Origin of the sequence: Pseudomonas gebzensis (genome assembly GCF_034427815.1) — a bacterium.
GTDB lineage: Bacteria > Pseudomonadota > Gammaproteobacteria > Pseudomonadales > Pseudomonadaceae > Aquipseudomonas.
In genome coordinates, this window is sequence record NZ_JAXQNS010000001.1 from 236001 (window position 1) to 257078 (window position 21078).

The 21078-nt window shown below is 64.3% G+C and carries 15 protein-coding genes and 2 pseudogenes; 8 read left to right on the forward strand and 9 right to left on the reverse strand.

Annotated features, from left to right (window positions below):
- Window positions 1-70 precede the first annotated feature (70 nt).
- From SJI00_RS01125 to arsC, 3 genes are read right to left on the reverse strand one after another with little or no spacing between them, the layout of a single operon-like run.
- Window positions 71-484 (reverse strand): DUF2069 domain-containing protein, encoded by a 414-nt coding sequence (locus SJI00_RS01125; protein ID WP_322459926.1) that lies wholly within the window; start codon window positions 482-484, stop codon window positions 71-73.
- On the reverse strand, window positions 477-1082 hold the full coding sequence (gene wrbA, locus SJI00_RS01130) for an NAD(P)H:quinone oxidoreductase (protein WP_322459927.1): 606 nt from the start codon (window positions 1080-1082) through the stop codon (window positions 477-479). Before wrbA ends, SJI00_RS01125 begins: the two co-directional genes overlap by 8 nt.
- Window positions 1079-1432: an arsenate reductase (glutaredoxin) gene (gene arsC, locus SJI00_RS01135; RefSeq protein ID WP_322459928.1), complete on the reverse strand. Its 354-nt coding sequence runs from the start codon at window positions 1430-1432 to the stop codon at window positions 1079-1081. The genes wrbA and arsC overlap by 4 nt, the downstream gene beginning before the upstream one ends.
- Window positions 1433-1518: 86 nt before the next feature.
- Between arsC and SJI00_RS01140 the strand changes: the two genes are divergently transcribed.
- Window positions 1519-1986: a TlpA disulfide reductase family protein gene (locus SJI00_RS01140; protein WP_322459929.1), complete on the forward strand. Its 468-nt coding sequence runs from the start codon at window positions 1519-1521 to the stop codon at window positions 1984-1986.
- A gap of 400 nt (window positions 1987-2386) precedes the next feature.
- Here the strand turns inward: SJI00_RS01140 and SJI00_RS01145 are convergent, their stop codons facing one another.
- The 4 genes from SJI00_RS01145 to SJI00_RS01160 all read right to left on the reverse strand — a co-directional run bounded on the left by SJI00_RS01145 (window position 2387) and on the right by SJI00_RS01160 (window position 7315).
- Window positions 2387-2791, reverse strand: coding sequence for an META domain-containing protein (locus SJI00_RS01145; RefSeq protein WP_322459930.1), 405 nt, complete (start codon window positions 2789-2791; stop codon window positions 2387-2389).
- Window positions 2788-3225 carry a hypothetical protein gene (locus SJI00_RS01150; RefSeq protein WP_322459931.1) on the reverse strand — a complete coding sequence of 146 codons (438 nt, stop codon included), beginning with the start codon at window positions 3223-3225 and terminating at the stop codon, window positions 2788-2790. The genes SJI00_RS01145 and SJI00_RS01150 overlap by 4 nt, the downstream gene beginning before the upstream one ends.
- Before the next feature lie 47 nt (window positions 3226-3272).
- Window positions 3273-4262, reverse strand: coding sequence for a 2-hydroxyacid dehydrogenase (locus SJI00_RS01155; RefSeq protein WP_322459932.1), 990 nt, complete (start codon window positions 4260-4262; stop codon window positions 3273-3275).
- A gap of 296 nt (window positions 4263-4558) precedes the next feature.
- Window positions 4559-7315, reverse strand: a complete 2757-nt coding sequence (locus tag SJI00_RS01160; RefSeq protein ID WP_322459933.1) for a response regulator — start codon at window positions 7313-7315, stop codon at window positions 4559-4561.
- 245 nt (window positions 7316-7560) lie between these two features.
- Here SJI00_RS01160 and cysM point away from each other — a divergent pair, with 245 nt between their 5' ends.
- The 5 genes from cysM to SJI00_RS01185 all read left to right on the forward strand — a co-directional run bounded on the left by cysM (window position 7561) and on the right by SJI00_RS01185 (window position 13629).
- Window positions 7561-8460: a cysteine synthase CysM gene (gene cysM, locus SJI00_RS01165; RefSeq protein ID WP_322459934.1), complete on the forward strand. Its 900-nt coding sequence runs from the start codon at window positions 7561-7563 to the stop codon at window positions 8458-8460.
- Window positions 8460-9818: a 23S rRNA (uracil(1939)-C(5))-methyltransferase RlmD gene (rlmD, locus tag SJI00_RS01170; RefSeq protein ID WP_322459935.1), complete on the forward strand. Its 1359-nt coding sequence runs from the start codon at window positions 8460-8462 to the stop codon at window positions 9816-9818. Before cysM ends, rlmD begins: the two co-directional genes overlap by 1 nt.
- 98 nt (window positions 9819-9916) lie before the next feature.
- Window positions 9917-12154 carry a GTP diphosphokinase gene (gene relA / locus SJI00_RS01175; RefSeq protein ID WP_322459936.1) on the forward strand — a complete coding sequence of 746 codons (2238 nt, stop codon included), beginning with the start codon at window positions 9917-9919 and terminating at the stop codon, window positions 12152-12154.
- Between the two features lie 72 nt (window positions 12155-12226).
- Window positions 12227-13060: a nucleoside triphosphate pyrophosphohydrolase gene (gene mazG / locus SJI00_RS01180; RefSeq protein ID WP_322459937.1), complete on the forward strand. Its 834-nt coding sequence runs from the start codon at window positions 12227-12229 to the stop codon at window positions 13058-13060.
- A 26-nt stretch (window positions 13061-13086) separates the two neighbouring features.
- Window positions 13087-13629, forward strand: coding sequence for a DUF2058 domain-containing protein (locus tag SJI00_RS01185; RefSeq protein WP_322459938.1), 543 nt, complete (start codon window positions 13087-13089; stop codon window positions 13627-13629).
- A 109-nt stretch (window positions 13630-13738) separates the two neighbouring features.
- Here the strand turns inward: SJI00_RS01185 and SJI00_RS01190 are convergent, their stop codons facing one another.
- Entirely contained in the window at window positions 13739-13924 is a 186-nt protein-coding gene (locus SJI00_RS01190) for a hypothetical protein (RefSeq protein ID WP_322459939.1), read from the reverse strand.
- A gap of 521 nt (window positions 13925-14445) precedes the next feature.
- Entirely contained in the window at window positions 14446-15819 is a 1374-nt protein-coding gene (locus SJI00_RS01195) for a TolC family outer membrane protein (protein ID WP_322459940.1), read from the reverse strand.
- Window positions 15820-16293: 474 nt separating this feature from the next.
- Here SJI00_RS01195 and SJI00_RS01200 point away from each other — a divergent pair.
- Window positions 16294-19884, forward strand: a pseudogene (locus SJI00_RS01200) (retention module-containing protein); the annotation flags it as partial.
- 732 nt (window positions 19885-20616) lie between these two features.
- Window positions 20617-21063, forward strand: a pseudogene (locus SJI00_RS22480) (type I secretion C-terminal target domain-containing protein); the annotation flags it as partial.
- Between the last annotated feature and the right edge of the window lie 15 nt (window positions 21064-21078).

The following is a 21078-nucleotide window of genomic DNA, read 5'->3' on the forward strand; positions in this document are numbered from 1 at the left end:
CCTGAGTCAGGCCGGCGCGATCCGGGGGCTGCTCAAGGCCGTTCAGCGCCCTGATCCAGCCATGACCGGGTTACCCACCTTCCCCCGCCAGCCGCCGCTCTTGTTGGTATTTCCAGCGTACATAGAGCAGCGCCGATAGAAACAACCCCAGGCTCAAGCCGACTTCCAGCGCGCCCAGCACCTGGCGCGCAGGGTCGAACGCCGCCAGTACACCCTTGATGAAATACACGTTGACCACAAAGCAGGTCCAGGCATGGGCGCGGGCGCTACCCAGCAGCACGCCGGGCAGCAGCAACAACAGCGGCAGCAGCTCGATCGCCAGGATGACCCCGGTCCGCGCGCCGTGCAGGTCGGCGAAGAACAGGGTGTTCAGGCTGAGCAGGAGCATCAACCCAAGAAAACACACCAGGCTCAGGACACGCGTCACGGCCACTCGCGGTGCGAGCCACGCCAATGCGGGCAGCGGCTGGCGCGTTTTAGCCACGACGCGGCTCCAGCGCCTTGGCGGTCACGCCGATACGTTGACCCAGGGCGCGGCACAGGCTGATCTCGTGGGCGTCCAGCTCGCGTTTACCGTCGGCGCCAGCATGGTGACTGGCACCATAGGGGGTGCCGCCGCCGCGGGTGTCGATCAACGCCGACTCGCTGTAGGGCAGGCCCATCACCAGCATGCCGTGGTGCAGCAGCGGCAACAGCATCGACAGCAAGGTGCTTTCCTGGCCGCCGTGCAGGCTGGCGGTAGAGGTGAACACCGCAGCCGGTTTGCCCACCAGTTCACCACCCAGCCACAGGCTGCTGGTGCCATCGAGGAAATATTTCAGCGGGGCTGCCATGTTGCCGAAGCGCGTCGGGCTACCGAGGATCAGGCCTGAGCAGTGGCGCAGATCATCTAGGGTGGCGTACAGCGCGCCATTGGCCGGGATGTCCGGGGCGACCGCTTCACATTCGGTGGAAATCGCCGGCACCGTGCGCAGGCGCGCTTCCAGGCCGCTCAGCTCGACACCGCGGGCAATGTGCCGGGCCATTTCGCTGGTGGCGCCGTGGCGGCTGTAATACAGGACCAGTATGTAGGGTGCGCTCACGGCAGGATCTCCAGCAGGTTTTCCGGTGGGCGGCCGATCACGGCTTTGTCGCCGGCGACCAGGATCGGACGTTCGATCAGGATCGGTTGCTCGACCATGGCCGCGATCACTTGTTCGTCGCTGAGGCTGGGGTCGGCGAGGCCGAGGGTTTTGTAGGCGTCTTCGCCGGTGCGTAGCAGTTGGCGGGCGCTGAGACCGAGCTTGATCAGCAACTCGCGCAGCGTCGCAGCGTCGGGCGGTGTGTCCAGATAACGCACCACGGTGGGGGCCAGGCCACGGGTTTCGAGCAGTTCCAGGGCGCTGCGGGATTTCGAGCAGCGCGGGTTATGATAGAGCGTCAGTTCAGTCATGACGGGGGTCGCATCCAGCCGGAGGTGGCCAGCATTCTAACCGCTCGGGCTGGCCCAAGGCTTTTAACTTCGAGAAGGATTGACCCATGGCAAGGCGTTTGGCAGTAGCACTGGCCATCACCGCGAGCCTGTTGCTCGGCGGTTGCGGTGCGGACTATGGCGTAGACCAACATGGCAAGACGGTGAAGGTGGAGCAACTCGACGGTCACTGGCTGGTGCTCAATTACTGGGCCGAATGGTGCGGGCCGTGCCGCACCGAAATCCCGGAATTGAACGCAGCAGCCAAGCAGTGGCAGGCTCAGGGCATCAAGGTCGTGGGGGTGAACTTCGACGGTCTGCAAGGCGCCGATTTGAAAGAGGCGACCGACGCACTGGGTATCGAATTCACCGTGCTGGCGCAGGACCCGGCCGAGCGTTATGAGCTGCCGCGCAGCGAAGCGCTGCCTGTCACCTACCTGATCGACGACAAGGGCAAGGTGCGCGAGCAACTGCTTGGCGAACAGACTTTCGAAGGCCTGCAAGAGAAGATCAAGGCGCTCAAGGGCGGCGCCTGAGGCCATCGCGGCTGCCCAGAGCGGCGGATTGGCCGCCCTATGCGACCGTCGCGGGCAAGACCCGGCGTTCTGCTAGCTGTGCCCTATCTCGGAAACGCGATCCAAGTACAAGCGGCCGGTCCGGCGCTCCGGATGGCTGCGATGGCCGGCGCAGCCGGCCTGACCCAGGCGCCGCGCACTGGCCGGAAAAGCGAGGTGCCAGCGTTTGGCCGGCATAGCCGGCCCGATTCAGGCACCGTGAAACGGCAGGGAAATGGAGGTTGCAGCCTTGGGGCGGCGTTGCAGCCCCTCGCGGCAGTCCGGGGCGCCGGACCGGCCATTCCTACGGTTTGATAGATCAACGATTCAGGTTGTTCTGCGGGAACTTGAGCCCGGATGGGGGGTGGTTCTGAACGCGCTGTCAGCCTTCGTCGGGCCAGAAGCGCAGTGCCTTGCCGTCATGCGGCCAGAAGCGCACTTGCCCTTCATGCGAAACGTCCCAGCGCTGGACAGTTTCCAGTGCCTTGAGAAAACGACCTTCCTGCTCCATCAAGGCCGGTGCGCACAGCTTGCGGGTGCTCCCCACGTGGCCGAAGTGCAGCGCATCGCCGTTCAGGGTGTAAGGCGCGAACCAGTGGTTGCAGCCCGCGTTGCCGTAGGCCCGGCCATCAGCGCCGAGGGTCAGGGTGACATGGCTGAAATCCATCAGCGGCCGCTCGCCGATCCACTCCAGCACGTAGCTGTGGTCTTGTTGCAGCACGTCAGGCGCGCTGGCGCACCCGGCCAGCGTCAGCGCGATCACGGCGCCAGCCAGCCTGGCTTTCATGACGGGTTCGCCTGGCAGCGCGGGCATACATGCCGCTCGCCCTGAGTGACCCAACCCAGCTCACGCAGGCGCGCATTGGCGGCCGGCTGCCGGGCCTTGTTGCCCAACGAAGAGTCCACCGCGAACTCAAGGTCGAGCTGCGTTTCGCAGCGGTCGCACTTGACCTGCCAGGTCAGGATCTCCAACTCCTTGAACGCAGGCCCCGTGGCCGTGGCGACCCACTGCCCCTGCGGGTTGATCAGATGGCGCACGGTCTGCACGGTCAGGCGCATGGACAAGCCCTTGCTGCCTTTGAGGCTGACCAGCAGAACGTCGTCCTTCTTGATCGAGCCGCCGTTGCCGGTCACTTGATAGCGGCCGGGCACCAGCGCGCGGCATTCGATCAGGGTGTGTTGCGGGTTGAAAAGGGTGTAGCGGAAATCGTGCTCGACCATGGGTCCTCCAGAAATGCGGCGTATCCTAGCATCAACCTGGCACTACATTAACTGCGCACCACGTTCTGCGGATTGCCTGCCGTCCAGCCGATCACGTTGGCCAGCGTCGTTGCGGCGATGGCATCCAGCGCCTCGCGGGTCAGAAACGCCTGGTGCGCGGTGATGATCACGTTGGGAAAGGTCAGCAGGCGTGCCAGCACATCGTCCTGCAACGGTTGGTCGGAACGGTCCTGGAAGAACAGCTGCGCTTCCTCTTCATAAACGTCGAGCCCCAGGTAGCCCAGCTGGCCACTTTTCAGTGCCTCGATCAGTGCGGGGGTGTCGACCAGCGCCCCGCGCCCGGTGTTGATCAGCATGGCCCCGTGTTGCATCTGCGCCAGCGATTGCGCGTTGATCAGGTGGTGGCTGTAGTCGTTCAACGGGCAGTGCAGGCTGACGATCCGTGACTCGCGCAACAGCTCGGGCAGAGGCATATAGCGGGCGCCCAGGGCCAGCAGGCGTGGGTTGGGGTAGGGGTCGTGGGCCAGCAGCTGGCAACCGAATCCGGCCATGATGCGCGCGAATGCTTCACCAATCTGCCCTGTGCCGACCACGCCGACGGTCTTGCCGTGCAGGTCGAAGCCGGTCAGCCCATGCAGCGTGAAGTCGCCTTCACGGGTGCGGTTGTAGGCGCGGTGCAGGCGGCGGTTCAGGGCCATCACCAAGGCCACGGCGTGTTCTGCTACGGCGTGCGGCGAATAGGCCGGCACTCGCACTACGGTCAGCCCCAGGCGCTCGGCGGCGGGCAGGTCGACATGGTTATAGCCGGCCGAGCGCAGGGCGATCAGTTGGGTGCCGCCGGCTGCAAGCAGCTCCAGAACGCTGGCATCGAGCTCGTCGTTGATGAACGCGCAGACCGCCGGGTAGCCGTGCGCCAGTGGCGCGGTGTCCAGGGTCAGGCGGGCGGGTTGGAAGTGCAGGTCCATGGGCAGGCCGCTGCTGGCCCGCTCGAAGCTTTCCTGATCGTAGTGCTGGCTGCTGAACAACAGCATGCGCATGGGCGGTACTCCTTAGGCTCTGTCTGAAATGTATCTGCAATCGCCCGTACGGCGTTGAAACGGGACCGCAAGGCCGGCTCCGACCAGGCGTCCTCGATTAGACGTTCCCAGCCAGGCGCTCCCCACTAGGCGTCCGCGACGCAATGCTCATGCCCTCCAGCGCACTGCGCTTGCTTGCCGCATTTCGCGGGGCCGCCACCCGCCTTTGCTGGCCTGCGCGCAGGCACAGTCCAAACAGTGCCAGAGGCGGCAGTGGACAGGCCGGCTGCGCACCGGCCTGTGGGGCGTCAATCGTTTCAGGCACCCAGGTGGGCTTGCGCGGCCAGGCGCCCGATCGCCCGGTCCAGTTCGTCGAGGGCCTGCATCATCTGCGGATGCTCCTGCTTGAGCAGGGTTTCGCTGCGCTGGCAGGCCGCGCGTAACTGCGGCACGCCGCAGTAGCGCGACGCGCCGTTGAGCCGGTGCACGCGCTCGATCATTGCCTGCCGGTCGCCGCTGTCACGGGCGTGGCGGATCGCCTCGCGGTCCGCCTCCAGCGAGGCCAGCAGCATGGCCAGCATGTCGGCCGCCAGGTCCGGCTTGCCGGCGGCCAGGCGCAGGCCTTCCTGCGGGTCGAGCACCTTCAGTTCGATGCTTTCCGTCGCGCGTGGCTGGTCAAGCTCGGGCTGTGGGGCGCCGAGGCTCAGCCCCGTCCACTTCAACACCACTTGCGCCAGCTGCCGCTCGCTGATGGGTTTGGTCAGGTAGTCGTCCATGCCGCTGTGCAGCAGGGCACGCTTTTCGTTGGCCATGGCGTGGGCGGTCAGCGCCACTACCGGCAGGGGTGGATTATCCAGGTTGGCTTCCCAGCGACGGATCTGCTCGGTGCACGCCGGCCCGTCCATGCCGGGCATCTGCACATCCATCAACACCAGGTCGAAGGCTTCGTCTTCAATGGCGCGCAACGCGGCCTGGCCGCTGTCGACGGCCACTACGGTAGCGCCCATGTCTTCGAGCAGGGTCTGTACCAGCAGCAAGTTGGCCGGGTTGTCGTCCACGCACAGAATGCGCGGCAGCCGCTGCCCACTGAGTGGTTGTGAGAGGCGCCGCTGACGCTGCGGCTGCACCAGGTCGAGCAGCACCCGGCGCAACTTGCGGGTGCAGGCCGGTTTGGACAGCAGTTGCCCATGGCCATTGCTCAGGTGCGACTGGTACAGGCCCTGCTCGGTGGTGGGGCAGAGCACCAGGCACTGGCAGCCGTGGCGTTCCAGCTGATCGTTGATGCGGCCCAGGTGTTCAGGGGTGAGACAGCCCAGGTTGACCCCCAGCACGGCAAATTCAAAGGGCGTGCCCGCCAGGGCCGCCGCTTCGACGGCCTGGGTCAGTTGCTCGAAGCTGCCGAAGGCCGTGACGTTCAAGCCGCAGTCCTGCAACTGATGATCCAGGGCCTGGCAGGCCAGCTCATGGCCCTCGACAATGGCCACGCGCCGTTCCAGCAAGGCCTGCAGCGGCGCCTGATCGATGTCGTCGTGGGCCTTGGGCAGGGTCAGGTTGATCCAGAACTGCGAGCCTTCGCCCGGGGTGCTGTCGACCCCGATCTCACCGCCCATCTGCTCGATCAGGCGCTTGGAAATCACCAGCCCCAGCCCGGTGCCGCCCGGCTCGCGGGACAACGAGTTATCCGCCTGGCTGAACGCCTGGAACAGCGTGCGCACATCGCTCGGGGTCAGGCCGATGCCGGTGTCTTGCACGCTGATGCGCAGTTGCACGCTGTCTTCCTGCTCGTCTTCGAGCATGGCGCGGACCACGATGGTGCCTTCGCGGGTGAACTTGATCGCGTTGCTCACCAGGTTGGTGAGGATCTGCCTGAGCCGCAGGGGGTCGCCGATCAGCGACAGCGGCGTGTCGCGGTAGACCAGGCTGACCATCTCGAGCTGCTTGGCATGCGCGGCGGGGGCGAGGATGGTCAGGGTGTCCTGGATCAGGTCGCGCAGGTTGAAGGGGATGCTGTCGAGCACCAGCTTGCCGGCCTCGATCTTCGAGAAATCGAGAATCTCGTTGATGATGCCCAGCAGGTTACCGGCCGATTTCTCGATGGTGCCCAGGTAATCCTGCTGGCGCGGGCTGAGCTCGCCCTTCTGCAGCAGGTGGGTGAAGCCGACGATACCGTTGAGCGGGGTGCGGATTTCGTGGCTCATGTTGGCCAGGAACTCCGACTTGATACGGCTCGCCTCCAAGGCTTCCTTGCGCGCCATGTCCAGCTCGATGTTCTGGATCTCGATGGTTTCGAGGTTCTGGCGCACGTCTTCGGTGGCCTGGTCGATGCTGTGCTGCAGCTCTTCGTGGGCGCTCTGCAGGGTCTGCGCCATGCGATTGATACCAGCCGCCAGTTCGTCCAGCTCATGGCTGCCCATGGCCGGCAGGCGCTCTTCCAGGTTGCCGTCCTTGAGCTGATTGACCGCGTGCTTGATGCGGTTCAGCGGCTGGTTGATGGCACGGCTCATGCGCATCGCCAACAGCCCCGTCAGGCCGAGGCAGAGCAGGATCAGCAGCATGCTGGTGAACAGATTGCGGTAGCCGCGCAGCAAGGTGCCATCGTGGGACAGCTCCACTTCCACCCAGCCCAGCAGGCGTTCGGCCTCGGCGGGCACGGCGTGGGTGACCAGGTCGCGGTGATGGCCGAATACCGGCATCAGGTAACGGGTGGCGTCATTGCCGCCGCGCTCGAGCAGCTGCGTGCCGCTGCCGCCGCTGGGCGGCGGGTTGATCATGCTCGGGCCGGCGTGGGCCAGGCGGCTGCGGTCGGGGGCCAGAAAGGCCACGGCGCGCACATCCACCTGCTCCAGGGCCTCGGCAGCGATGCGCTCGAGCTGCGCCCCGGTGCGCAGCGCCAGCGCCGGCGCGGCCAGCGGCGCCAGTTGCTCCGCCAGCAGGGTGCCGCGTTGCAGCAACTGCGTACGCAGTTCGGCCTGCTGCTGCCAGTTGAAGTAGATGCCCAGCACCAGGGCCATCAGGCTGGCGGGCAGCAGAGCGAGCAACAGCACGCGGCTTCGTATTCCCAGACGATCAAGCACATTGTTCTCCTGTCATGTGCCAGCGCATGCAGCGCGCTGCAATCGCGGAAGGTACTCCGCCAGGGCGGTACTTGCACTGATTTGTGCCAAGGTGGAGGTTCACCTGGACCACCTGGGGCCCATGAGCAGGGCGCCAAGAGCGGTATATAGCCAGTGGCTATAACCTCCAACCATTGCGAGATATGGCCGTTGCAGGTTTGCCGGTATGATAGGCGCCCCTTGTCGCCCGGAATGCGAAATACACCATGACCTCGCAGTACCCAACCATCGCCGATTGCGTCGGCAATACGCCCCTGGTGCGTCTGCAGCGTCTGGGCGGCGACACCAGCAATACGCTGCTGCTCAAGCTCGAAGGCAACAATCCGGCAGGCTCGGTCAAAGACCGTCCGGCGTTGTCGATGATCACCCGTGCCGAGCTGCGCGGCCAGATCAAGCCGGGCGATACGTTGATCGAGGCGACATCCGGCAACACCGGCATTGCCCTGGCCATGGCGGCTGCGATCAAGGGTTACAAAATGATCCTGATCATGCCCGACAACTCCACTGCCGAACGTAAAGCGGCCATGACCGCCTACGGCGCCGAGCTGTTGCTGGTCTCCAAGGAAGACGGCATGGAAGGTGCTCGCGACCTCGCTGACAAGCTCCAGGCCCAAGGCCGTGGCCAGGTGCTTGACCAGTTCGGCAACGGGGACAACCCGATTGCCCACTACCACAGCACCGGGCCGGAAATCTGGCAGCAGACCCACGGCAGCGTGACCCACTTCATCAGCTCCATGGGCACCACCGGCACCATCATGGGTTGCTCGCAGTACCTCAAGGAGCAGAACCCAGCCGTGCAGATCGTCGGCCTGCAACCGATGGACGGCTCGTCGATTCCGGGCATTCGTCGCTGGCCCGAAGCGTACCTGCCGAAGATTTTCGATGCCGCGCGTGTCGACCAGGTCCTCGACATGTCCCAGGAAGAAGCCGAGCAGACCACCCTGCGCCTTGCCCGCGAAGAGGGCATTTTCTGCGGTGTGTCCTCCGGTGGTGCAGTGGCCGGCATGTTGCGGCTGTCCCGCGAGCTGGAAAACGCTGTGCTGGTGGCGATCATCTGTGACCGCGGCGACCGCTACCTGTCCACCGGCCTGTTCGACGCGCCGTGATGTCGAAGAAAAAGAACAGCAGCAGCCTGCGCTTCCAGCCCGCCGGCGGTGAGCGCGCCGCGCAAGTGCCTGTGGGCAAGAAGCAACGCCTGGCCATCGAACGCCTGGCCGGTGACGGCCGCGGCATCGCTTTTCATGAAGGGCGAACCTGGTTCGTCAGCGGCGCGCTGGCCGGTGAAAGCGTCGAGGCGCGGGTGCTCAATGCCCGTGGCAAAGTGGTCGAAGCGCGCCTCGAGCGCCTGCTACAGGCCAGCGCCGAGCGCCGCGAAGCACCCTGCCGGCACTTCCAGCAGTGCGGTGGCTGCAACCTGCAGCATGTGCCCCATGGCGATCAGCTGGCACTCAAGCAGCGCACCTTGGCCGAGCAATTGCAGCGCGTAGCTGGCATTCAGCCGGATTCCTGGGCCGAGCCACTGGCCGGCCCCGAGTTCGGCTATCGCCGCCGCGCCCGTGTCGCGGTGCGCTGGGATGCCAAGGCGCGCCAGTTGCACGTGGGTTTTCGCGCCGAGGCCAGCCAGGACATCATCGCCATCGAAGAATGCCCGGTGCTGGTACAGCCCTTGCAACCGATCATGCGCCATCTGCCCACGCTGCTGCGCAGCCTGAGCAAACCGCAGGCCCTGGGCCATGTCGAGCTGTTCAGCGGTAGCGCCGAGGCGGTGCTGGTGCGGCACGTGGCAGCGTTGCCCGATGAAGACCTGCAGCGTTTGCAGGCGTTCTGCCTTGAGGCCGGCGCGCAGCTCTGGCTGCACGGCGACGGCGAACCGGCACCGTTCATCGCAGGCGCCACGCTGGGCTTCACCCTGGCGCCCTGGCAGTTGCAACTGGCCTGGCGCCCCGGTGACTTCGTGCAGGTCAATACGCCGGTGAACACGGCGATGATCGAACAGGCGCTGGCGTGGCTGGCACCGCAGGCAGACGAGCGTGTGCTCGACCTGTTCTGTGGCCTGGGCAACTTCGCGTTGCCGCTGGCCCGACAGGCTCGCGAGGTGGTCGCCATCGAAGGCGTGCAAGTGATGGTGGAACGAGCGGCGGCCAATGCCCGGGATAACGATGTGCATAACGCCGCGTTTTTTCAGGCCGATTTAACCCAGCCTTTGGCCGGCGCCCAGTGGGCAGCCGAGGGCTTTTCTGCGGTACTCTTGGACCCACCGCGCGACGGTGCTTACGAAGTTGTGCAACACATCGCACAGCTTGAAGCGAAAAGGCTGGTTTACGTGTCATGCAACCCAGCCACCCTCGCGCGTGATGCTCAGGTGCTGGTCAACCAGGGGTACCGGTTAACGAGAGCCGGGATTCTCGACATGTTTCCTCAGACGGCGCATGTCGAAGCCATGGCGTTATTCGAAGCGGGCTAGCGACGCGGCCCGTTCGGTGCGGTGTCCAGGGACTGGAGGCCGCGCAGGTGATAGCCAGTGCGCCCGTGCGGCGCGCTGTATGGAAAGGTAGAACACAGATGGTACAGGTGAGAGTGCACCAGCCGGTCAACACCGACGGCACTATCAATCTCGAAGGATGGCTGGATCATGTAACGAGCGTGGATGCCGCGCTCGATCGTAATGAGCTGGCACTGGCCTGCGAGTTTGCCCAGGAAGTCGAAAAGAATGGCAACCCCGCCAAGCATTCGTGGGCCGACGGTACGTCGAGTTTCCAGGCGGGGCTGGAGATCGCCGAAATCCTGGCCGACCTCAAGCTCGACCAGGATTCGCTGGTCGCGGCGGTCATCTACCGCGCGGTGCGCGAAGGCAAGGTGACCCTCGCCGAGGTTGGCCAACGCTTCGGCCCGGTGGTGTCCAAGCTGATCGACGGCGTGCTGCGCATGGCCGCCATCAGCGCCAGCTTGAGCCCACGCCAGTCGATGGTGCTGGGCTCGCAGGCGCAGGTCGAAAACCTGCGCAAGATGCTCGTGGCGATGGTCGACGACGTGCGCGTGGCGCTGATCAAACTGGCCGAACGCACCTGCGCCATTCGCGCCGTGAAAGCCGCCGACGACGACAAGCGCCTGCGCGTGGCGCGCGAGGTGGCCGATATCTATGCGCCCCTGGCCCATCGCCTGGGCATCGGCCATATCAAATGGGAGCTCGAAGACCTCTCGTTCCGCTACCTCGAGCCCGATCAGTACAAGCAGATCGCCAAGCTGCTGCATGAGCGGCGCCTTGATCGCGAGCGCTTCATCAGCGACGTCATGGGCCAACTGCAGAACGAGCTGCTGGCCACCGGCGTGAATGCCGACATCAGCGGTCGGGCGAAACACATCTACTCGATCTGGCGCAAGATGCAGCGCAAAGGCCTGGAATTCAGCCAGATCTACGACGTGCGTGCGGTACGTGTGCTGGTTCCGGAAATCCGCGACTGCTACACCGCGCTCGGCATCGTCCATACCCTGTGGCGGCACATCCCCAAGGAGTTCGACGACTACATCGCCAACCCCAAGGAAAACGGCTACCGCTCGCTGCACACTGCGGTGATCGGCCCGGAGGGCAAGGTGCTGGAGGTGCAGATCCGAACCCACGGCATGCACGAAGAGGCCGAGCTGGGCGTCTGCGCGCACTGGAAGTACAAAGGCACCGACGTCAAGGGTGGCTCGAACCACTACGAAGAGAAGATTTCCTGGCTGCGCCAGGTGCTGGAATGGCACGAAGAACTGGGTGACATCGGCGGCCTGGCCGACCAGCTGCGGGTGGATATCGAGCCTGACCGGGTCTACATCTTCACCCCCGATGGCCATGCCATCGACCTGCCCAAGGGCGCCACGCCACTCGATTTCGCCTACCGCGTGCACACCGAGATCGGCCACAACTGCCGCGGCGCCAAGATCAACGGGCGCATCGTGCCGCTCAACTACATCCTGCAGACCGGCGAGCAGGTTGAGATCATCACCAGCAAGCACGGCAGCCCGAGCCGCGACTGGCTGAACTCCAACCTGGGTTACGTCAATACCTCGCGCGCGCGGGCGAAGATCGTCCACTGGTTCAAGCTGCAAGCCCGGGACCAGAACGTGGCGGCCGGCAAAACCCTGATCGAACGCGAGCTGAGCCGCCTCGGCCTGCCGCAGGTGGACTTCGAGCGCCTGGCGGAAAAAGCCAACGTCAAGACGGCCGAAGACATGTTCGCCGCCCTCGGCGCGGGCGATCTGCGCCTGGCGCAGATGGTCAACGCCGCGCAGCAACTGCTCGAGCCGGACCGCAGCGAACAGGTCGAGCTGATCACCCGCAAACCGACCAGCCGGTCGACCAAACGCGGCGATATCCGCATCCAGGGCGTGGGCAACCTGCTGACGCAGATGGCCGGCTGCTGCCAGCCGCTGCCGGGCGATGCCATCGTCGGGTACATCACCCAGGGTCGCGGCGTCAGCATCCACCGTCAGGACTGCGCCTCGGTGCTGCAACTCGCTGGCAAGGAGCCCGAGCGGATCATTCAGGTCAGCTGGGGGCCGATTCCGGTGCAAACCTACCCGGTCGACATCGTGGTCCGTGCCTACGACCGGCCCGGCTTGCTGCGTGACGTCTCGCAGGTGCTGCTCAACGAGAAGATCAACGTGCTGGCGGTCAATACCCGCTCGAACAAGGACGACAACACCGCGCAGATGTCGCTGACCATCGAGATTCCCGGCCTTGATGCGCTGGGGCGCTTGCTGGGGCGCATCTCGCAGTTGCCCAACATCATCGAGACGCGGCGTAACCGCACGCCCTGATCCACCGGCGTTCACTGCGCCAGCCTTTGCCGTCATCGGCTGGCGCAGTGAACACCATGAAGGACTTGCCCCATGACTTACTCGCTCACTGACCTCCTGCACCTCATGGCGCGCCTGCGCGATCCGCAGCACGGCTGCCCGTGGGACCTCAAGCAGACCTACGCGAGCATCGTGCCGCACACCTTGGAAGAGGCCTTCGAGGTCGCCGACACCATCGAGCGCGGCGACTTCGAGGACCTGCACGGCGAGCTGGGCGACCTGTTGTTTCAGGTGGTCTATTACAGCCAGTTGGCCCGCGAAGAAGGGCGCTTCGAGTTCGACGGCGTGGTCGATGGCATCACCCGCAAGCTGATCCGCCGCCACCCGCACGTGTTCCCCACCGGCGAGCTGTACGCGACGCTGGACACCCCGCAGCTGAGCGAAGACCAGGTCAAGGAACGCTGGGAGGCGATCAAGGCCGGGGAGCGTGCACAGAAGAGCACGCCCGAGCAGCTGTCATTGCTCGATGACGTACCCACCGCGCTGCCGGCGCTGTCGCGCGCCGCCAAACTGCAGAAGCGCGCCGCCACCGTCGGCTTCGACTGGCCTGAAGCCTTGCCGGTGCTGGACAAGGTGCGCGAAGAACTCGACGAGGTGCTGCAGGCCATGGCTGACGGCGACACCGATGCTGTGCAAGGCGAGCTGGGCGACCTGTTGTTCGCCGTCGTCAACCTGGCCCGCCACCTCAAGCACGACCCGGAACAGGCCCTGCGCCGCGCCAATCGGAAATTCGAGCGGCGTTTTCGTTTCATCGAGCAGGCATTGCGCGAGCAGGGCCTGCCGATCGAAGATCGCACCCTCGACGAACTGGACGCCCTCTGGGGCGAAGCCAAACGTCAGGAAAAGAACCTGCCCAGCTGCGGCTGAGCTGATGCATAAGTGAGTAGACATCGATGAGCCTTTCCCTTCGCGACCAATTGCTCAAAGCCGGTCTGGTCAACCAGAAACAGGTTTCCCAGACCAACAAGGCCGAGAAAAAACAGAAACGCCTGGTGCACAAAGGCCAGGCCGAAGCTGATGACACCCAGCAGCGGCTGGCCAAGGAAGCGGCGGCAGAAAAAGCCAAGCGTGACCAGGAGCTCAACCGCGCCCAGCAGGAAAAGGCCGAGCTCAAGGCGCGTGCTGCGCAGGTCAAGCAATTGATCGAAGCAACCCGCCTGCCAAAACTGACGACCGAGGATTACTACAACTTCGTCGACGACAAGAAGGTCAAGCGCATTGCCGTCAACGCCTTGATGCGCAGCAAGCTGAGCAATGGCTCGCTGGCGGTGGTGTCGCACGGTGGCGGCTACGAGGTGATTCCGCGAGAAGCGGCGGTGAAGATTCAGGAGCGCGATCCGCACCGGATTCTGTTGCTCAATACGCACACCGAGCAAGCCGATGAGTCGGACGATCCCTACGCGGCGTACAAAATTCCTGATGACTTGATGTGGTAACGAGCCAGTCAGGCTGCGCTTACCCGGTTGCAGCATTCGCGGGTGGACCGGCGCTTGGGTTCACTCGCGAATGCTGTTGGTCTGGCGAACTCAATGACGACCTGCAGGGTCAGTGCGCTTCCGCCCGCTGACCTTCCTGCTCTTCCAGTTCGCTGCAGTACTGCTGGGCCTGCTGTTCATCATGGAACATGCCCACCAGCTGACCTTGCTGATGCACATCCCAGATGCGCACGCCGGCAGCCAGACCTTCGTGGGACATTCTCGATTCGTCGCGTTCGGTTACTTGAACTGTCATCGTCAAACTCCACTGCTGGTTGATTGCGACACTGTGTCGCACACCCCAGTTATAGGATTGGTTAGCCGACTAAGTAAATAAAACGCCGATTAAACATCTTTCATGCAACTGCCCGCAGCCGTCCTCGGTCGGCGCGTGCGCAGAGCGCCAGGGCGGGCTTTCTGGACTGCCTGAGCGAGTAATCGCGTACGCTTTTTCGTTCGGTGATGATGTGCACGACGGCCACCCTACCGGGGATGAGCAACGGCGGCTCAAGACACCGCCCACGGGGTTGCGCTCGGTCCCGATCTGCATCAGGTAGAAGGCGTTGCCTGTGTCATCAGGGCGGTGTCGACACTGATCGGCTCCAGGTTGCCCTTGGGGCCAGAGTGAGAAGTGTGCTCGATGAGCGGCTGGCCGCAGGGCGCAACCGCCCGCTGCAGCCCCAAGGCGGGGTGCAGGGTGAGGCGAGGGCGGGGCAAGGTCAACGCACAACGGTGCGGGTGGCGCATCGACAAGGCAGCGGTGAGCCCAGGCAGCGATCAGTGCATGTCAGGCAGGCGTGCCTGATTGCGCACTTCGGTCTTGGCGATGGCTTCGGGCGGCAACGTGATGCGCTGTTTGCTCAGCAACTCGCCCATGTTCGCCAGAATCCGGTACATCGAATACTCCTCGGTGTAGCGCACCTCGGTGTAGCGACGGTTGGCATTGTACAGCTCGTTTTCACTGTCGAGCACATCGAGCAAGGTACGTTGGCCCAGGCCGAACTGGTCCTGGTAGGCGGCGCGTACACGCTGGGTGGTTTCAGCGTACTGGCGGGCGCTTGGCGTCTGCTTGCGTGCGTTGTTCAGCGCGTTCCATGACAGGCCCAGGTTTTCGTTGATCTCGCGCAGGGCATTGTTACGGATGTCCATGGCCTGGTTGATCTTGTAGGAATCAGACTGCAGGCGCGCCTTGTCGCTGCCGCCGCGGAACAGGTTGTAGGTCAGTTCCACACCCGCCTGCCAGTCGTTGTTGCTGTGGCCGCGCTCGCCGCCCTGGTTGTTGTTGGCGCCGGTGGCCAGTACTGCGTCCAGACGCGGGTAGAACGGCGACTTGGCCACTTGGTACTGGCGCTCGGCCGAATCCACGTCGGCTTGTGCCGATTTCAGGTACGGGTTGTTTTCCAGCATGCCCTGGCGAGCAGCGTTGAGGTCGGCCGGCATCATCGGTTTGGCCGACGTCGGCGCTTCCAGTTGGTCAGCCTGCACGCCGACCACGCTGAAGAAGTTGACCTCGGCATCGGCCAGGTCCACTTCGGCGGTGTCCAGGTTGTTTTCCGCCAGTGCGCGGCGGGCCAGGGATTGATCCAGGTCGGCCGTACTGCCAATGCCACGTTCGCTGCGCAGGCCGATCTGGTCGTTGACGCGCAGGTGCGCCTGCAAGTTGTTCTTGGCCAGGGTCACCAGTTCGCGGCGCTTGAGTACTTCGAGGTAGACCTCGATGGCGCGCAGCGCGATGGTTTCGGCCGTGGCCTGGGTGTAATAGGCCCGCGAGTTGGCCACCGCTTGTGTGCGGCCCACTTCGTTGGACGTGTTGAAGCCGTCGAACAGCATTTGCCGCAGGCGCAGTTCGGACTGGGTGTAGTTGAGCGTCTCTTTGTTGTGGTTGCGCGTGTTGTCGGCATTGAAGCCTCGCGTATTGTTGTTGTCGGAACGCTGACGCCCATATCCCGCCACCACGTCGACCGTTGGGAAATAACCCCCGCGCGCGAACTTCACATCTTCATCGGCAGACAAGCGACTGTTCCGGTACTCACTGACTTCCGGGTGCTTGTCGACCGCGCTCTGAACCGCCTCGGTAATGGACATTGCTTGCACCTGCATGCCTGCCGTGGCGAGCAAAATGGCAGCGGTGAGCGGGGCTATAACGCGCATGGGGTACTTCTCCCTGGTGTCGATATACTTTAAATTCGCCAAAAAAATGACATAAAAAGAAGGTGTAACCGTTTCATCTTTGTAACATCACAGCTAAGAACATTTGGCGCCGAAGCTAAGAAGATTTTGTCATAACTATTGTTCCAAAATAAACTTATGCAGGCCCGTCGATAGGCGACATTGTTCACCCAAGAGACGGCGCCAAGTGGCTGTAAATCACGGTTTTACGGCGTCAATTAATGTTCCATCCCTTTTGCAGCCGAGGACGCAGGAGTGGACGGCAAGCGCGGAATTAGGCGACAAAATATTGTCGTTTGCAACCAGTAACTTCTCCGCGTTTGTTGAACCTGCCGCCGGGCGTTTTTGCGTCCCGGCCATCGCAGCGGTGGTCTATGCCGATTGGCGAAGTCCGCTCCAGAGTCACCTGGCACCCCCTTGTTGCAAAAAACCATCCAGACAAGGGAGCAGTGTGCCATGGCGAAGTCCGTAGGCGTGGTCAGCAAGGTGATCGGCGAAGTAGTTGCAGTGCAGGTCGACGGCACTCGCCGCGTGCTCATCGAAGGGGATCGGCTGTTCGCCGGCGAGCAGTTGGAGACCGGCGCTGGCGGTGCGGTGGCCGTGCAGCTGGATAACGGCGCGCTGCTGACCCTGGGCCGCGACAGCAGCGTGGAAATGACCGCAGAACTGCTCAGCCACCAGGCCCCCTCTATCGACACCCCCGATCCCCTGCCCAGCGAAGCCGAGTTGACGGACGTGCTGCGCCTGCAGCGCGCCATTACCGCCGGCGCGGACCCGACGCTGGAAGCCCAAGCGCCAGCCGCCGGCGGCCCCAGGCCCTTGGGGGGCGGGCATGATTTCGTCCTGTTGACCGAAGTGGGCGCTCGCGTCGAGCCGGAAGTCGGCTTTCCAACTGCAGGCTTCAGCTACCTGCCTGAGCCGGGCGGCCGCGAGTTCGGCGGGCGCGATGCCAGCAGCCGTTATCGTGACGGTGTACCCACCTCACCGCCCACCGGCCCCGGCACCGAGCCTCCAGCACAGCCGCCGACCGGCCCCGGCACCGAGCCCCCAGCACAGCCGCCGACCGATCACCCCGTCACCTTGCGTGGCCTGGACGTGGGTCCGGCCGAGGCGGTGCTTGACGAGGCCAACCTGGCGCAAGGCTCCGCCAGCGATGCTGCGGCCCTGACCCAGCGCGGCACCTTTACCGTGGTGGCTCCGGACGGCGTCTACTCCCTTAGCGTTGGCGGCCTGAACGTCGTTACCGCAGGTGTCGTGACCGGCGTCGGCCAGTCGCTGACCAGCCCCTTGGGCAACACCTTGACCATCACCGGCTATAACGCCCAGACCGGTGAAGTCAGCTACAGCTACACCCTCAACGGTGCCGAGCAGCACCCTGAGGGCAGCGGTCGCAATGCCCTCGGCGAGCAATTCGCCGTGCAGGTCAGAGACACCGATGGCGACACGGCCAGCGGTACGCTGGACGTACTGATCCGCGATGACGTGCCCACGGCGGTCAACGATCTCAACGCGACCAGCGCCACTGAACTGCACACGCAACTGACCGGCAGCGTGCTGGTCAATGACATCCAGGGCGCCGACCGGGTCAGTGACGGCAAACCCATCGTTGCCGGGGTCTTCGCCGGCACCTACGGCACCTTGATCCTGGCCGGCGACGGTTCCTACACCTATACCCTCGATGCCAACGGGCAGGCGTTCAAACAACTGCACGGCGGCGCACAGGGCACCGAGGTGTTCACCTACACGCTGCGCGATGCCGATGGCGACACCAGCACCGCCACGTTGACGCTGAACATCAACAACCTCGACGACCCGGTGGTATTGCGTGGCCTCGATGTGCAAGGCGGCGAGCTCACGGTCTTCGAGAGGTACCTCAACGATGGCAGCACGCCCGACCCGACCGCATTGACCCAGGCAGGGACCTTCACGGTCAGCGCGCCGGACGGTCTGCAGGCATTGAAAGTGGGCGGTATCGATGTGGTGAGCGGCGGTGTAGCGGCAGATTTCCCACAAACGATTACCACCGGGCTTGGCAATACCCTGACGATCACGGGGTATGACCCTGGCACTGGCGTGGTCAGCTATCGCTACACCCTGCAGGACAATGCCGCGCATCCCACCGCTGCGGGTGCCAACAGCCTGCAAGAGCAGTTCAGTGTTGTCGCCCAGGACAGCGACGGCAGCACGGCGACCGGCACCCTCGATGTGAACATCGTTGACGATCTGCCTGAGGCCCGAGCGGACGCTGAACACGTCCGCGAAGGCGGCATCGTCAGCGGCAATGTGCTGCTCAATGATACGGTCGGAGCCGATGTAAGGGCCGATGGGCACTATGTGGTTGGGGTGCGGGCGGGGAGTGATACCAGTACGTCAGCAATGGGCAATGTCGGCACCCAGGTTCAAGGCCAATACGGCGTGCTCACCCTCGCCGCCGATGGCAGCGCGACCTACCACGCCAATCCGAATAGCGTGGGCGCAGCAGGCGGTCGCGACGTGTTCGTCTATACCATTCGCGATGCGGACGGGGATGAAAGCACCACCACTGTGACGTTGGACGTGCGGGACAGCGGCCTTGTCGCCTGTCCGGACTTCGACGTGACGGTGTATGAAAAAGCCCTGGATCTGGTGCGCGATGGCAATGACCTGGCGCCCGGTACGGTGGTGGGAAGCGATCCTGGCTCGCGCGGTGAGACGGGCACGGGCACGTTGGTCGGCGCTGTCACCGGCGCAGCGGGCGGGCTGACTTACAGCCTGGTCGGCAACGCCACCGGCCAATACGGTCAGATCGCCATCAACCCGGACGGCACGTATACCTACACCCTGACCTCCGCTCCCAAGAGCCCGGGCAGCCCGAACAACGGGCCGGACGTTCAGAGCGAAACCTTTACCTATCAAGCCGTCGACGCGAATGGGAATAGTGTGACTGGCAGCATTGTGGTGCGCATCGTCGACGATGTACCCAAAGCCCACTGCGACTACGAGCACGTCCGCGAGGGCGGCACCGTCAGTGGCAATGTGCTGCTCAACGACATGGTCGGCGCTGATGTAAGAGCCGATGGGCACTATGTGGTTGGGGTGCGGGCGGGGAGTGATACCAGTACGTCAGCAATGGGCAATGTCGGCACCCAGGTTCAAGGCCAATACGGCGTGCTCACCCTCGCCGCCGATGGCAGCGCGACCTACCACGCCAATCCGAATAGCGTGGGCGCAGCAGGCGGTCGCGACGTGTTCGTCTATACCATTCGCGATGCGGACGGCGACGAAAGCACCACCACTGTGACCCTCAATGTCAAAGACAGCGGCCTGGCCGCCTGCCAAGACTGGGACGTGAAGGTCTACGAAAAAGCCCTCGACCTGAACAAGGACGGCAACGACCTGGCCCCTGGCACCGTCATCGGCAGCGATCCCGGCTCACGCGGCGAAACCGGCACCGGCACCTTGGTCGGTGCTGTTTCCGGCGGCACGGGCGAACTCACCTACAGCCTGGTCGGCAACACTACCGGCCAATACGGCCAGATCGCCATCAACCCGGACGGCACGTACACCTACACCCTGACCTCGGTCCCGAAAACGCCGGGCAGCCCCAACAACGGCCCGGACACGCAAACCGAAACCTTCACCTACCAAGCCACCGACGCCAACGGCAACACTGTGCAAAACACCCTCGTCATCCGCATCGTCGATGACGTGCCCAAAGCCCACTGCGACTACGAGCACGTCCGCGAAGGCGGCACCGTCAGTGGCAACGTGCTGCTCAACGACATGGTCGGCGCTGATGTAAGAGCCGATGGGCACTATGTGGTTGGGGTGCGGGCGGGGAGTGATACCAGTACGTCAGCAATGGGCAATGTCGGCACCCAGGTCCAAGGCCAATACGGCGTGCTCACCCTCGCCGCCGACGGCAACGCGACCTACCACGCCAACCCCAATAGCGTGGGCGCTTCGGGCGGTCGCGACGTGTTCGTCTATACCATTCGCGATGCGGACGGCGACGAAAGCACCACCACCGTGACCCTCAACGTCAAAGACAGCGGCCCTGTTCCTTGCACGCCATGGTTCGGCAAGCCCTCGGTGCTCACACTCGACCGCCCCGACCTGGTCAAGTCCGTAGCCCGTAGCGAGTTCGTCAGCAGTGCCGGCAGCCTCAGCGCCGTGCTGGTGGTCGCTGGGTTGCTGAGTACGGCAGACGTGCACGCCAGCCCCGACTCTCAATCCTTCACCCTTGCCCTGCAGCAGGGCGAACGGCTTACCGTCCAGCACACCGCGGTTGACGGCGGGCTGTCGGTGGCTTGGCAGGACGACGCCGGCAGCGCCCATGGGCTGGCAGAGAATGGCCAGTTCACCGCACCGCATGACGGCCTCTACAGCTTGCACTTATCAGGCCTGTCGGCCAGTGACGCCCCTGCCGCGCAAGGCTATCCACTGAGCCTGGTGATCGATCACCCGCAAGCGACCGTCGATCCCCAGCATCCGCTGAGCACACCTGCCGATCACCCCGACACGGCCACCGTCGCAACCACTGCTACAGCCCATGCGGTCCACGTCGATGCGGCGCAGCCACCTGCGGGGGGTGAAACGCTGGTCGCCACCGACGGCAATGTGCTGCTCGACGGCAGCAGCGGGGACGGGCTGCTGATCAGCGGGCAGGGCAGCGATACCGCGAGCTACGCCGACGCCCGCCACGGCGTGGTGGCCGGCCTGCAACCCAACGGCTCGCCAGATGCAGCGGGTGGCAGGGCCGACACCTTGCACGGGATTCAAAACCTGATTGGCTCCGCTTATGACGACCAGTTGTTCGGCAATGCTCACGACAACCTGTTGGTCGGCGGTCGGGGCAACGATCAGCTGACCGGTGGCGGGGGGCATGACACGTTTGCGTGGGGCCGGGGCGAGCAGGGCCGCGATACCGTGACGGACTTCAAGCCTGGCCAGGACCACCTCGACCTGTCGCAGTTGCTGCAGGGTGAGGGCGCCAACGCAACGTCGCTGGATGACTATCTGCACTTCAAGGTCAGCGGCGAAGGCGCGACACTGGCGACGACCTTGGACGTCACCGGCCCGAGCGACGCGGCGCCGAGCCAGAGCATCGAACTGGCAGGGGTCGACCTGGCCCAGCACTACGGCATCGCACCTGGCGCAGGTGGCGTCATCGCCTCGGGCCATGACACCACCGCGCTGATCAACGCCATGCTTGGCGATCAGTCATTGAGGGTCGACAACGTCTGAGCTGGCAGACGCGGC